This is a genomic window from Glutamicibacter halophytocola (genome assembly GCF_001302565.1).
Classification (GTDB): domain Bacteria; phylum Actinomycetota; class Actinomycetes; order Actinomycetales; family Micrococcaceae; genus Glutamicibacter; species Glutamicibacter halophytocola.
On sequence record NZ_CP012750.1, the window covers coordinates 2,092,713 to 2,105,966 of the forward strand.

The following is a 13,254-nucleotide window of genomic DNA, read 5'->3' on the forward strand; positions in this document are numbered from 1 at the left end:
ATGAATATGGCGGTTTACCTGTGTTGCGCCACTTCAGTTGTCATGAAGTGGCCTCACTTGGTAAACCGCCATTCATCGGGGATTATTCCGAGTTAGTGCTAGCTGCCCAGCTGAGCGCGGTTCAGCTTGCGTGGCGTCAGGACCTCATCAACAATGCCGTAGGCCTTGGCTTCCGCTGCAGTCATGAACAGGTCGCGTTCTACGTCATCGCGAACCTTTTCAACTGGCTGTCCCGAATGCGAAGCCAGGGTGTCTTCCAGCCAGCTGCGCATACGCATAACTTCTTCGGCCTGGATCTGCAGGTCCGTAGCGGTGCCCCGCTCACCGCCACCCATCGCTGGCTGGTGGATCAGCACGCGCGCGTTTGGCAGTGCAAGTCGCTTGCCTGGCGTACCGGCAGCCAGCAGGACTGCCGCAGCCGATGCGGCCTGGCCCAAGCAAACGGTCTGCACCTCTGGGCGGATGAACTGGATCGTATCGTAGATTGCAGTCATCGCGGTGAACGATCCACCTGGCGAGTTGATGTACAGGGTGACATCACGCTCTGGATCCATAGATTCCAGGACCAGCAACTGCGCCATGACGTCATCAGCCGATGCGTCGTCGACCTGAGCGCCGAGGAAGATGATGCGGTCCTCGAACAGCTTTGCGTATGGATCCTGGCGCTTGAACCCGTAAGGGGTCCGCTCTTCGAACTGCGGCAGAATGTAGCGAGCCGATGGCATCTGGCCACTGACAGCTTCAGTATTGAAGTTCATGGTTATCTCCTAGGACAAATCTTTGGGTATCAAGTGGTGGGTTCGGCTACTGACGTTCTACTCCGCCACCACCGGTGACAGACCCGGCGTGCTTTGCAATCTGGTCGAAGAAGCCGTAGGCAAGACCTTCTTCAGCGGTGAACCACTTGTCTCGCTGGTTATCAATCAGGATCTGCTCAACACTCTGACCGGTCTGCTCAGCGGTCAAGTCACTCATGACCTTCTTCATATGCATGATCAGCTCAGCCTGGATCTTGATATCCGAAGCAGTGCCGCCGATACCGCCAGATGGCTGGTGCATCAGGATGCGAGCGTTCGGAGTTGCGAAGCGCTTGCCCGGGGTACCCGAGGAGAGCAGGAACTGGCCCATCGAAGCGGCAAGGCCGGTAGCCACGGTGACAACATCGTTCGGGATGAAGTTCATCGTGTCGTAGATGGCCATGCCCGCGGTGATCGAACCGCCAGGCGAGTTGATGTACAGGTAGATGTCCTTCTCCGGATCCTCGGCCGAGAGCAGGAGCAACTGCGAGCAGATGGCATTCGCATTGTCGTCGCGGACTTCGGAGCCCAGCCAGATGATGCGCTCCTTGAGCAAGCGGTTGTAGATGTAGTCGTCTCGGCTGGCCGGATCGACGGCTGCCATAGTAGGAGTGCGCGAATCATTTGACATGTTCTCTACCTCTTCCAAACGTGTAGATCAGATTCTGGGATTTCTATTTCCAACCCCAAAGCTGCAACTGGTTACTTTGAGATTACTTACTTCAAGGCTTTGATGGGGCGATTCATGCCCCTGTTTCGCTCACGGCGCATGATGCACGCCTGCAGCGAACAAAAATGGCCATTGGCCGCCTTTTTCAAGGCGGCCAATGGCCATAGGAGTCTAGAAAAGACTACTTTGCTTCTTCGACTTCAGCCTCGGCAGCTTCTTCTTCGCCTGCTGGCTTCACGAAGGAAGTCAGGTCAACAGCCGCACCGTTGGAATCGGTGACGGTAGCGAATTCAAGAACCTTGGCCAATGCCTTGCGACGACGAACCTCGCCCATCAGCATTGGGACCTGGCCGGCGCCGTCCAGCATCTGAGCGAACTGGTTTGGCTCCATGCCGTACTGGCCAGCGGTCTGAACGATGTAGTCGATCAGCTCGGACTGCTCTACGCCAACTTCCTCGGCGTCTGCGACAGCGTCCAGGATGATCTCGTTCTTGAAGGCGCGCTCGGTGTTCTCGCGAACCTCTGAACGGTGCTCTTCGGTGTCGTGATCGGCTTCGGCGTCTGGAGCGTTGAAGTGCTGCTCGATCTGCTCGTCGATAACCGAAGCAGGAACTGGAACCTCTACCAGTTCAACCAGCTTGTCCAGAACCAGCTCGCGAGCCTCTACGCCCTGCTCAACGATCTTGCCCTCTGCTGCATCCTTTGCGAGGTTTTCGCGCAGTTCGGCAATGGTGTCGAATTCCGAAGCAAGCTGAGCGAAGTCATCGTTTGCTTCTGGCAGTTCGCGCTGCTTGACGGCGTTGATAACAACCTTGACGGTTGCTGCCTTGCCAGCGTGCTCGCCACCAGCCAGGGTGGTTTCAAAGGTTGCGTCTTCGCCAGCGGACAGGCCGGTAACAGCCTCGTCCATGCCCTCAAGCATGTTGCCGGAACCGATCTGGTAGGACAGGCCCTGAGCCGAGTCAACTTCTTCGCCATCTACCGAAGCGGTGAGGTCGATGGTGACGAAGGAATCTGCAGCTGCTGGAGCTTCAACTTCCTTCAAGGTGCCAAAGCGGCCACGCAGGTCGTCGAGAGCCTTCTCGATGTCCTCGTCAGCAACTTCCTTTGCCTCAACAGAAACTTCGATGCCCTTGTAATCCGGCAGCTCAACCTTCGGGCGGATGTCAACTTCGAGGGTGAAGACCAGCTGGCCTTCGCCTTCCTTCTCGATCGAAGGCAGCTCGGTGATGTCTACCTCTGGGCGGGACAGAGGGGTGAGTTCGTTCTCAACCATGGCCTTCTGGTAGAAGTCGTTCAGACCTTCGTTAACTGCGGTCTCGATGACGTAGCCACGGCCAACGCGCTGATCGATCAGGCGGGAAGGAACTTTGCCCTTACGGAAGCCTGGGATCTGAATCTGCTGAGCGATGGTCTTGTACGCCTCATCGACGCGGGGCTTCAGTTCCTCGTAAGGAACTTCAACGGTCAGCTTAACCCGGGTCGGGTTGACGTTTTCGACGGCGCTCTTCACAGCGTTGTACTCCTGAGTTGTCTAATATTAGGTCTAATCTGCAAAAAACCCCGCAACATGGTGGCGTTGCGGGGTTGTTCGACAGAGTCGGGGTGACAGGATTCGAACCTGCGACCTCACGCTCCCAAAGCGCGCGCTCTAGCCAAGCTGAGCTACACCCCGATTAGCAGTGAACAGTCTAACCCGAGTCATCCTGTATCCACTAATCGTTTGTGATGCTTACTAGTTACCTTTGACAGTTTTTAGTGATCACAAGATCTAAATAATATTTAGCTCTCAATTTTCATGTTCAGAAATCCTAGGATTTCTTCTCATAAAGTCGGGGTGACAGGATTCGAACCTGCGACCTCACGCTCCCAAAGCGCGCGCTCTAGCCAAGCTGAGCTACACCCCGATTGGCCGGCCGCTCCGTGTTTTCACAGCGGATGACGCCTAACCGTTTATTGGCGAATCTGAGAAGTTATTTCTAACAATGAGTTTCATCAAACCCAATTTCTTGGATTCAAATTATGGCTGAAATTTTCTTCATCCATAAAGTCGGGGTGACAGGATTCGAACCTGCGACCTCACGCTCCCAAAGCGCGCGCTCTAGCCAAGCTGAGCTACACCCCGATTCAGTTCAGAAAACCGAACCTCATCTGGACTTTCCGTCCCGTGACCTTATCGGGAATCATTTGTTTCCCGTGCTGATCACAAGAAACTAAGTTACACGGGTTCGAACCAAAAGCAAAATCGAATCTCCGTCATGTCGTCATGCCCAGAGCGCCCAATTCCCTGAAATTCCGGTAATCACACGGTTGATCTGGGACTGCTTGAGGAGATAAGTGAGTTGAATAACAGCAACATTCCAACGTTGGCACCCTCAGGCCACTCGCTCTGGACAAAAGTCCTGCTCCCCGGGGACCAAAGAGATAGCCTCGGCGGAGCGAGATTCGCATGCCAGTTCAGGCGCAACGACGAAAATTTCGAGAAGAATCCGCATCACGGACAAGCAGCCTCATCCCAGGCATTCAGGGCTACGGATACGCGAAAAGGCCCCGCTATGCGGAGCCTTTTCCCTGGAGGGGATGACGGGAATCGAACCCGCGTAATCAGTTTGGAAGACTGAGGCTTTACCATTAAGCTACATCCCCGTTTCGAAGCTCCTGCGCTTCGAACAAGATTGAGTCTAGACCATAAAAGATGCGCTTTGCAAATCGGCCATTCCCCGTCTCACTTGGAACCTCTCGGATAGCATTTAGATTGCGTAACGCAAAGCCCTACACGCCGGAGAATCAGAGGAAAAGTATTCCTCTGGTCTCATTTACGGCCCCAAACACTATTCCGCTCTTTTCGAACGCGGCATCTTTTGGCACCTCGGGCACCAATAGAGCTTTCTTGAGGCGACCTCGGCAAGAGAAATTTTTCCAGTACAACGGCGACAGCCCATACCCTGGCGCTGATATACGTAGTAGGCATTTTCGGGCCAAAGGGGCAATCCGTCTTCGCGATCCTCAGGCAAAGTTGTGATGATCTTTCCATCACGAACACCATCTTCCATGACAGTGACGATATCCTGCCAGAGTTTTTTGGTCTTCTGCGAGGTAAGTTGATTTGCAGGAAGCCCTGGCGCGATTCGATTGCGGAAAAGCACCTCGGCCCGGTAGATGTTTCCAACACCACTGATCAGATTTTGATTCATCAAAGCGATCCCGATAGCAGTTTTTGTGCGAGACAGATTGTCTCGAAACTCCTTGCACCCCTCCTCCAGCACCGCTTGTGCCTGCTTCGGATCAGAACGTGACTTGGCCGCTTGGAAGTCGGCCGCGGCTCCAGCCAACGGGTCAGGCCCGAGTTTACCTAGCTGGACTTGCACCTGCGCGTAATCAAGCACTTCGCAAGCCGTGGGACCGCGTAAATCCGCCCAGCCGTGTTCTGAGACTATGCGTGCGCGAACGACGCCAACAGGAGCGGGTGGACCTGCGTACTCCTCAGGCTGCCCACCAGCTTCAACTTCTCTCTCGCCAATTTTCCGTGGGGCGCCAATTGAAGATGCGCCGGCAAAATGCCCGTCTCCCCCAAAGCTGAACGCGCCGTACAGCCCTAGATGTACGCGCAAGTAGAGGTCGTTAGAAAATCGACAAAAGAGTTGCTTGCCCTTCGCGAAGGCCAATTCAAGTTCCTGCCCGTCAATACGGGCAGCATCCTCGCTGAAACGACCCTGTGGCGATGAAACCTGAACCACTTGCCCGCCAAAGACGTCGTCGAATTGGCGGGCAAGACGGTGAAGGGAATGTCCTTCTGGCACGACTAGTCGATGACCTCGCCAGTGGTTTCGTAAGTAGCGATCTTGCCGATACGGCGCACGTGACGCTCTGCGTCACTGAACGGTTCAGTCAAGAAGGCTTCGATGAGCTCCGCTGCTTCTTCAACGGAATGCTGGCGTCCGCCGACAGCAATAACGTTGGCATTGTTGTGCTCACGGGCGAGCTTTGCCGTGTCCAGGTTCCAGGCAAGTGCAGCGCGAATGCCTTCCACCTTGTTAGCGGCAATCTGTTCGCCGTTACCCGAGCCGCCAAGGACAATTCCCAATGAGTCCAAACCAGCGCGCTGATCTTCCACTACTGCCTTGGCCGCGTTGATGCAGAAGGCTGGGTAGTCATCCTCTGGATCGTAGGCTTTGGGACCATGGTTAATCATTTCGTAGCCCTTGGCAGTCAGGTGTTTCACCAAGTGGTCGCTCAGTTCAAGTCCGGCATGGTCTGTAGCGATATGCACGCGCATAATCTAAAGCCTCGTTTATCTGGGAGGGGTCAAATACTTTCTCATCTAGCTTAGCGATTTCAGGCGGACCCATTGCCATGTTGAAGTGCATGGCCGGCATTTTTACGGGGCCACCCGCGGGTTCATGACCCAAAGCGCCATGTTTTCGGCGCAAATTTGAAAATTGAGTAAATTGATCACCGAGATGGCTTGCTTTATACCCCGTCGCCAATGACACAATATAGAAATATTCAATATCCGTTTCATAACTGCCGCGGATGCACACCTCATGAAGAACTGGAGAACCCATGCCAGGTTTGAACCTCACTCGCGCCGAGGCTTCTACTCGCGCAGAACTGCTCAACGTCGACAGCTATGAGGTGAGCCTGGACCTTACCCGCGGCGACCGCGTCTTCACTTCCAAGACGACCGTGCGCTTCACTGCTGTCGAGGGGGCTTCCACGTTCATTGATGCCGTCACGGATTCAGTACGTTCCATTAATCTCAATGGAATTGATCTGGATCCGGCCGAAGCCTCGGATGGCATCCGCATTCAGCTTTCGAACCTCGCCGCACACAATGTCCTGGTCATTGACGCTGACGCGCTGTACATGAACACTGGCGAAGGGCTTCACCGCTTCGTCGACCCGGTGGATCAAGAGGTTTACCTCTATACCCAATTCGAAGTGGCGGACTGCCGTCGCATGTTCGCCGTATTCGAACAGCCAGATCTCAAGGCCACCTTCCAGTTCACGATCACCGCACCTAAGTACTGGAACGTCATTTCCAATGCGCCGACTCCGCAGCCCGTTGAGCAGGGCGAAGCAGCGACCTGGACCTTTGCACCCACCCAGCGCATCTCTTGCTACATCACCGCGCTGATCGCCGGACCGTATCAGGTTGCCCGTGATTCGCTCGTTTCCTCCAGCGGTCGCACCATCGAGCTGGGCGTCTTCGCTCGCGCCTCCATGATGGAATACCTGGACGTTGAAAATATCGTGACGATCACTCGTCAAGGCTTCGAATTCTACGAAAAGAACTTCGGCGCACCATACCCGTTCGAAAAGTATGACCAGCTGTTCGTTCCGGAATTTAATGCCGGCGCCATGGAAAATGCTGGTGCAGTCACTTTCCTCGAAGAGTATGTGTTCCGTTCCCGCCCTACCGGTGCCATGGTGGAACGCCGCGCCATCACCGTCCTTCACGAGCTTGCACACATGTGGTTCGGCGATCTGGTCACCATGAAGTGGTGGAACGACCTATGGCTCAACGAATCATTCGCTGAATTCATGTCCACTCTTGCTGCTGCCCAGAACACCGAATTCACCAGCGCCTGGACCACCTTCAATACGCTGGAGAAAAACTGGGCCTACCGCCAGGACCAATTGCCTTCAACCCACCCAATCGTGGCCGAGATCAATGACCTCGAAGACGTTGAGGTCAACTTCGATGGCATTACCTACGCCAAGGGGGCCAGCGTTCTTCGCCAGCTCGTAGCCTTTGTCGGCCAGGAAGAGTTCATGGCGGGAGTACGTGAATACTTCGCCAAGCATGCCTGGTCCAATACCGAACTGCCAGACCTGCTCAGCGAATTGGAGGCCTCCAGTGGACGCGATCTGAGCGGTTGGGGTGCGCAGTGGCTTGAAACGGCCGGAGTGAACACCCTCACCGCCGATATTCAAACAGACGCCGCGGGTGTAATCACTTCCTTCACCATTCGCCAGTCGGCCATTGCCGAGCACCCAACGCTGCGACAGCATCGCCTCGCCGTCGGCTTCTACAGCCTCGATGAGGCAGGAACCTTGCAGCGCGTGCACCGCGAGGAACTCGACATCTCCGGCGAGGCCACCGAGGTATCTGCCTTGGCTGGCCTGCAGCGACCAGATCTGGTGCTGCTCAATGATGATGATCTGACCTACGCGAAAATCCGCTTGGATGAAGGATCATTGGCTACTGCCACCGAGCATTTGAAGGATTTCAATGAATCCCTGCCTCGCACCTTGGTCTGGTCGGCCGCTTGGGATTCGGTGCGCGATGCGGAATCGCCAGCAAGCATCTACGTTCAGCTGCTCTTGAACAACATTGGCCATGAAGCCGACTCGACGGTCATCATGGTTCTGCTGCGCCAGTTGAATACTTCGCTGGATAGCTACGTTGCAGCCGAGCACAGCACAGAATTGTCGATTCGCGCCGCAGACCAGTTGTGGCAGCTTGCCTCGGACGCGAAGGCCGGTTCGGACGCGCAGCTGCAGCTGGCCAAAGCCTTCGCGCATCGCTCGCGAACTGCCGAACAGCTGGACCGCGCCCAAGGCCTGTTCGATGGGGCGACCTCCCTTGACGGACTAGTGATCGATACCGATCTTCGCTGGTCCTTGGCGATCGCTTTGAGCGCCGGTGGCCGACTGTCCGATGAACAAATTGATGCCCTTCTGGAAACCGACGACACCGCCAAAGGCAAGGCTTCCTGGTACACCGCCCGCGCTTCGCGTCCTACTGCGCAGGCCAAGGACGAAGCCTTTGAAGCCGCCACGGCAGCGACGCTGTCCAATGACCAGCAGAGCGCCATCATTGCAGGATTCAACAACGTGCACGACAAGTCATTGATCGCCGGCTACACCGAAAAGTACTTCGGCCTGTTGATCAATGCGTGGGAAACCTTCTCCCACGAAATGGCTAAGCAAATCGTGCTTGGCTTCTACCCGAATTCCCAGGTCTCCCAGCAGACTTTGGACCAGACCGAGGCATTCCTCGAATCCCTCGGTGACAAGCACCCGGCACTGCGTCGCTTGTTGACCGAGTCTGCCGCTGATGTTCGACGCGCCCTGGCTGCGCGCCTAGCGGATGCCTAGAACCCAGCGTTAGCAGATACATCTCACCTCAGGGTGCACTCAGAGCTCACCATGCTCCTGAGTGCACCCTCATGGTTTAAAGATGTAAGAATGAACGTATGGATCTGTCGCGGCATGAATATCACATCAGTCTGGAATGGACTGGAAATCGCGGTACCGGCACCGAGAGCTACCGTGGCTACGGTAGAGACCACGTGGTGCGTTCAGTAGGCTTGCCAGATCTTCCAGGAACTGCTGACCCGACTTTTCATGGAGACAAGGACCGGTGGAATCCGGAGCAGCTACTGCTCGCGGCGTTGAGCCAATGCCACATGTTGTCGTATCTGCACGTCGCCGTGGCACACGGTGTCATCGTTACCGGCTACAGCGACTCTGCCCATGGCCTGCTCCAGCTCAACCGTGATAATAGCGGCGAATTCGTCCAAGCTGTCCTGCATCCGGCGGTTGGCCTTGCCGACGAAGCACAACGAGAACTTGCGGACTCGCTGCATGGGCAAGCGAACAAAGTCTGCTTTATCGCCAGATCCGTGAACTTCCCGGTCCTTCATGAACCTGTCCCTCCGAACCTTTCCCGAGGAATCAATAATGAGTGAACACCCCCAGATCCCGCATAGCGTCAAGCAGGATCCGTTCAGCAAACCCCTCGTTCTGGGGCCTTCCAGCCAAGAATTCCTGGACCTGGCGGAAGAATCTGTCGACGCTTCCCAATTCCCCGGGACCTTCTACCACGAGGTAGGCGGCCGCGAAGTCTTTGCTCAGCTGACCAAGAATTTTTACGCTTCGGTGGCCGAAGATCAGGATTTCCGCGCCATGTACCCCGATAAGGATCTGCATCCAGCACAAGTACGGCTGCAGTTGTTCCTTGAACAGTATTGGGGCGGACCGACCACATATTCCGAACACCGCGGTCATCCTAGATTGCGTATGCGCCACGGTAATTTCACCGTGAACTCGCATTACCGCGATGTGTGGCTAGGACATATGAACAAGGCAATTGACCAGCTAGAGTTGCCACCGCTCCAAGCCGAGACGCTCAGGGATTACTTCGAGCGAGCAGCTCACTCGATGCTGAATACTCCCGATTAATCTGGAGAAAAATCAAATGTGCTGGAACCAAATTTGGTTCCAGCACATCGTTTTAATGCTCATCTAACCGAGCAATGAAGATTGTCGAAGGACTGCATGTCCACGACCATTGCTAATTCTGCGCCATGTCCCCTGTCGCAGCACTCTGCTTTCGCCGTTTGGCGATAGGAACCCCAAGGCATGCATCGCAAACGCTGCGCCCATAGGAAGCGGCGGTTCCTGGCCAGCGATTTCGGAGGACCAAACTCGTTGACGGATCTGGGATATGACCGGCTTGCCAGGGTTTTCTGGCAACGCTTGAGCCACGGCGTCAATTCCCGTCTGTGCCGCTGATGACAGTGCGTGGTCGGGAATTGTTCCTGAATCTTCCCAGCCTGAAAGCGGAACAGAAATTCCAGCCCATCGGGCCGTGGCCTCTACGGGAGGCAAGGTGAACTCGACGGAAGAATCCCCCATTCGAGCTAATCGATCCTGAATCGACGACAGCGAATAACTCGCATTGATCTCGGCCGGTTGAGCTAGTCGATGCACTCGCATGCCTAAAATCGTGAACTGGCCTTGGCCCAGCTCGGCCGGGACCAAAACTGGGACGTAAACAGCTAAGGCAGTGCCTCTGGCAACAAATAGTGCAGCATCATCCTCAATAGTTTTTGCCCGACTCACAAAGTTCGCAAGATCGCTTACAGAGTTAACATCGTCAAAAATCAATACATCGCTTGCCATGGATTAATATTCTCACGCTCAATCGCTTCGGAGTCATTGAATTAGCTGATGGCGTGATGCGCACCCTAAAAATCGTATAGATTACCTACGAGCAGGGAAAACCAGATGTCAATATTACTTTAAAGTAATATTGATTTTGGTTCTGCCCCACCGCACTGCAAGGAGTTTAGAACGTGACCGGAGACCTAGGTACCACTCAGATATTGCTAGACCTTCTGGATCTGGACGGCAACCATCAGGCGCGAACTGATGAAGACATATTTGTCGGCCAGACACCAAGGCAAAACCGCAATCGGGTTTTCGGCGGCCAGGTGCTGGCCCAATCGATCATGGCGGCGACCCGCACTGTAGATGCCACTCGTTCAGTGCACTCATTACACGGATATTTCTTGAGGCCCGGCGACCCCAACCAAAACATTACATTCGGCGTGCAGCGGCTTCGAGACGGCCGGTCTTTCTCGGCCCGGCGGGTTCATGCCTACCAGAACGGTGAGCCGATTCTCTCGATGATCGCTTCCTTCCAGGAGCCAGCCGAGGGCTTGGAACATCACGATCCAATGCCGTTCCAAGCGCCTGATCCTGAATCGCTGCCAACAACTGCGGAGCTCGTAGGGCATCTGAACCATCCCGTGGCAAAAGAGTGGGCCTTTGAGCGCCCCTTCGACGTACGCCACGTCACCGAGCCGATTTATTTAGAAGGCGACAAAAACAAGGTTGCCGATAGCGCCGTATGGCTGCGCACGACTTCCGCCATGCCCGATGACTTGGCTCTGCACCGTGCGGCGTTGGCGTATGCCAGCGATTACGTCCTTTTGGAACCGGTGTTGCGCGCTCACGGCTTGGCCTGGGTGCACCAGGGGCTGAGTATTGCCAGTCTCGATCACGCGATGTGGTGGCACCAAGACTTTAGGGTCGATGAGTGGCTTCTATACGTTCTTCATTCGCCTTCCGCCTCATCAGCGCGTGGTCTGGGAACTGGACAATTCTTTAATCGCGACGGGCAACTCGTAGCAACTGTGGCCCAAGAAGGAATGGTCAGATTGCCAGAATTCGGCAAAAAATAAGAACCGCCCTTTTTGATTCCGGCCAATATCCAAATCAGAGATCGAGCTCGACATTTTCCGCTGGGACAGAAACACACGTAAGTATCTGCCCAGCGGGAACTGCGGCGCTCGGTTCCATCGGATACGTCACACTGCCCTTGAGCAGTTTCACCGCGCATTGCCCGCATGACCCTGCCCTGCACAAGCTGGGCGCATCCAAGCCTTCTGCTTCGAGCGAATCCAACAGGACACCGTCTTCGGGTTTCCAAATAAATTCTGTCCCTGAGCTCTGGCAGCGGACACTCGCCGCGGGTAGCCCTTGGAAGAGTTTTGCTAGATCAGTTTGTGGCGAAACGAAGGTCTCCCCATGGATTTTCTCTGGCAGTATCCCCTGTTCCAGACAAAGGTCATGGACCTCTCGAGTAAATCCCTCAGGTCCACAAATCACGATGCTGTCGCAACCGTCGACAATGCCCGCGATCTCATGACGAGTAGGACGCCTCTCTGAACTGTCGAATCGTTGATATTCAGCATTGGCATCCACGACGCTCGAAAGCTCCCGCACTTGCACGGACAATTGGCTCGGCCGACCGCGTTCGACATGCAGCAAGCGAAGCTCCTCAACGAGTGAGGCTGCCTTGGGGTCCCGCAGCAAACCAATAGCCGGGGTGATTCCGATCCCGGCAGTCACGAGGGCAGTTCGGCGGCGCAGCACATTCGGTGCAGTCATTGTGCCATAAGGACCGGAAACCAATAGTTCGTCGCCGGCCTGGAGTTTTGCCAGACGCCGGGAGACATCACCTTGCACCTTTATCGCGATCTTGACAGTACTGTCGTTTACCGAGGTGATTGTGTAGTTGCGCCACAATGGGTCTGGGAGGTGAACCCGAAGATACTTGCCTGCTTCATCATGTTCGCTGAACCAGCCAAACGGGTCGCTCAGGGTGAGTTCGACAATTTCTGGGCTGTGCGCGGTGGTACTCAGCACGGTGGCAAATCTCGGCGAACGTTTAGCGGGCACGAGATGGGATTCTTCCTCGCGCATCTCTTCAACTTCTATCCCCGAGCCAACGTCTAAAGGGCCGGAGGCGAGGACGGTCCCATAGATTCCGCAGTGGAGATGGCCAAAATGAGAGGCAAGTAATCGGGGCCCGTTTGTATCGACTTCCGTTGTCTCTGGATTAACAGAGGTAGCCGAGCACCGTTCGATGGATTTGGTGATCGCAATCCTGGCGTCACCGATTCGCAGCACTTTCCCGATCAGTCCGAATTCAGCAAATGCGGGAAGGCCTTCGACGAGGATATTACCGCGATATCTGCGAGGGTCTAGGTCAATTCCTCCAGCTTTGGACAGCTGTCTCACGGTATTTGGATTAATAATTGAAATCCCCGATAGCTGCGAGTCGAACATCCCATTGGGCGTAGAAATGACATCTCGCCGATAAGGTCCTTGCGTGGGAAGATGCACGGATAAATACTCGCACAGCTCACGACGGCCGTCCACGTGAGATGAATCGAAAGTCAGAGCATCCCCATCGGCTTCCCTAGGCGCCGATACAGTAATGAAAGGCGGTTCCGACTTTACCGACCACTTTTGCAGGCTCTTGTTGTTTTTGAGAATAGTGAAGCTAAGGCAGCTGTTCCATTCGCCGTCCGCGACCTCCACGGTGCCATTTGAGAAGGCCACGCTTCGATCGCCCAGTATTCCTCTGCCAACCTCAACTGGCGCGGAAGTAATCGGTTCTCCCGGCAGGCCCTTGATGGGAAAACGGAACATCTGATCAATTCTCATGGTCCCAGTCTAATTACTAGTCAAGGCAGGAAGCGACAA

12 protein-coding genes and 4 tRNA genes are annotated in these 13,254 nt (G+C 55.1%); 4 read left to right on the forward strand and 12 right to left on the reverse strand.

The annotated features are described in order from the left end of the window. Window positions 1-98 precede the first annotated feature (98 nt). From AOZ07_RS09610 to AOZ07_RS18800, 10 genes are all read right to left on the reverse strand, one after another. Window positions 99-758: an ATP-dependent Clp protease proteolytic subunit gene (locus tag AOZ07_RS09610; RefSeq protein ID WP_060701802.1), complete on the reverse strand. Its 660-nt coding sequence runs from the start codon at window positions 756-758 to the stop codon at window positions 99-101. Window positions 759-804: 46 nt separating this feature from the next. Further along, entirely contained in the window at window positions 805-1,401 is a 597-nt protein-coding gene (locus tag AOZ07_RS09615; protein WP_060701803.1) for an ATP-dependent Clp protease proteolytic subunit, read from the reverse strand. 247 nt (window positions 1,402-1,648) lie between these two features. Continuing rightward, a complete protein-coding gene (gene tig, locus AOZ07_RS09620; RefSeq protein ID WP_060701804.1) occupies window positions 1,649-2,980 on the reverse strand; it encodes a trigger factor in 1,332 nt (443 codons plus the stop codon). A gap of 87 nt (window positions 2,981-3,067) precedes the next feature. Then, a tRNA-Pro gene (locus tag AOZ07_RS09625) sits at window positions 3,068-3,142 on the reverse strand. Window positions 3,143-3,299: 157 nt separating this feature from the next. After that, a tRNA-Pro gene (locus tag AOZ07_RS09630) sits at window positions 3,300-3,374 on the reverse strand. Window positions 3,375-3,517: 143 nt separating this feature from the next. Further along, window positions 3,518-3,592, reverse strand: a tRNA-Pro gene (locus AOZ07_RS09635). 447 nt (window positions 3,593-4,039) lie between these two features. Further along, a tRNA-Gly gene (locus AOZ07_RS09640) sits at window positions 4,040-4,113 on the reverse strand. A 185-nt stretch (window positions 4,114-4,298) separates the two neighbouring features. Further along, on the reverse strand, window positions 4,299-5,267 hold the full coding sequence (locus AOZ07_RS09645; RefSeq protein ID WP_060701805.1) for an Fpg/Nei family DNA glycosylase: 969 nt from the start codon (window positions 5,265-5,267) through the stop codon (window positions 4,299-4,301). 2 nt (window positions 5,268-5,269) lie between these two features. Further along, complete coding sequence (locus AOZ07_RS09650; protein WP_060701806.1) at window positions 5,270-5,743, reverse strand: ribose-5-phosphate isomerase; 474 nt, start codon at window positions 5,741-5,743, stop codon at window positions 5,270-5,272. Continuing rightward, window positions 5,706-6,032, reverse strand: a complete 327-nt coding sequence (locus AOZ07_RS18800; RefSeq protein ID WP_146275274.1) for a hypothetical protein — start codon at window positions 6,030-6,032, stop codon at window positions 5,706-5,708. The genes AOZ07_RS09650 and AOZ07_RS18800 overlap by 38 nt, the downstream gene beginning before the upstream one ends. Between AOZ07_RS18800 and pepN the strand changes: the two genes are divergently transcribed. From pepN to AOZ07_RS09665, 3 genes are all read left to right on the forward strand, one after another. Continuing rightward, on the forward strand, window positions 6,031-8,571 hold the full coding sequence (pepN, locus tag AOZ07_RS09655; RefSeq protein WP_060701807.1) for an aminopeptidase N: 2,541 nt from the start codon (window positions 6,031-6,033) through the stop codon (window positions 8,569-8,571). The genes AOZ07_RS18800 and pepN overlap by 2 nt on opposite strands. Window positions 8,572-8,669: 98 nt before the next feature. Then, window positions 8,670-9,164: an OsmC family protein gene (locus AOZ07_RS18195; RefSeq protein WP_075972471.1), complete on the forward strand. Its 495-nt coding sequence runs from the start codon at window positions 8,670-8,672 to the stop codon at window positions 9,162-9,164. Further along, window positions 9,157-9,657 (forward strand): globin, encoded by a 501-nt coding sequence (locus AOZ07_RS09665; RefSeq protein ID WP_084793204.1) that lies wholly within the window; start codon window positions 9,157-9,159, stop codon window positions 9,655-9,657. The genes AOZ07_RS18195 and AOZ07_RS09665 overlap by 8 nt, the downstream gene beginning before the upstream one ends. A gap of 63 nt (window positions 9,658-9,720) precedes the next feature. On the opposite strand, the gene AOZ07_RS18805 is transcribed toward AOZ07_RS09665, so the two are convergent. Further along, window positions 9,721-10,380 (reverse strand): DUF8185 domain-containing protein, encoded by a 660-nt coding sequence (locus AOZ07_RS18805; protein ID WP_075972472.1) that lies wholly within the window; start codon window positions 10,378-10,380, stop codon window positions 9,721-9,723. Window positions 10,381-10,553: 173 nt separating this feature from the next. Here AOZ07_RS18805 and AOZ07_RS09670 point away from each other — a divergent pair, with 173 nt between their 5' ends. Then, complete coding sequence (locus tag AOZ07_RS09670) at window positions 10,554-11,444, forward strand: acyl-CoA thioesterase (RefSeq protein WP_060701809.1); 891 nt, start codon at window positions 10,554-10,556, stop codon at window positions 11,442-11,444. A gap of 34 nt (window positions 11,445-11,478) precedes the next feature. Here AOZ07_RS09670 and AOZ07_RS09675 read toward each other — a convergent pair whose 3' ends face one another. Then, window positions 11,479-13,215 (reverse strand): 2Fe-2S iron-sulfur cluster-binding protein, encoded by a 1,737-nt coding sequence (locus AOZ07_RS09675; RefSeq protein ID WP_075972473.1) that lies wholly within the window; start codon window positions 13,213-13,215, stop codon window positions 11,479-11,481. Between the last annotated feature and the right edge of the window lie 39 nt (window positions 13,216-13,254).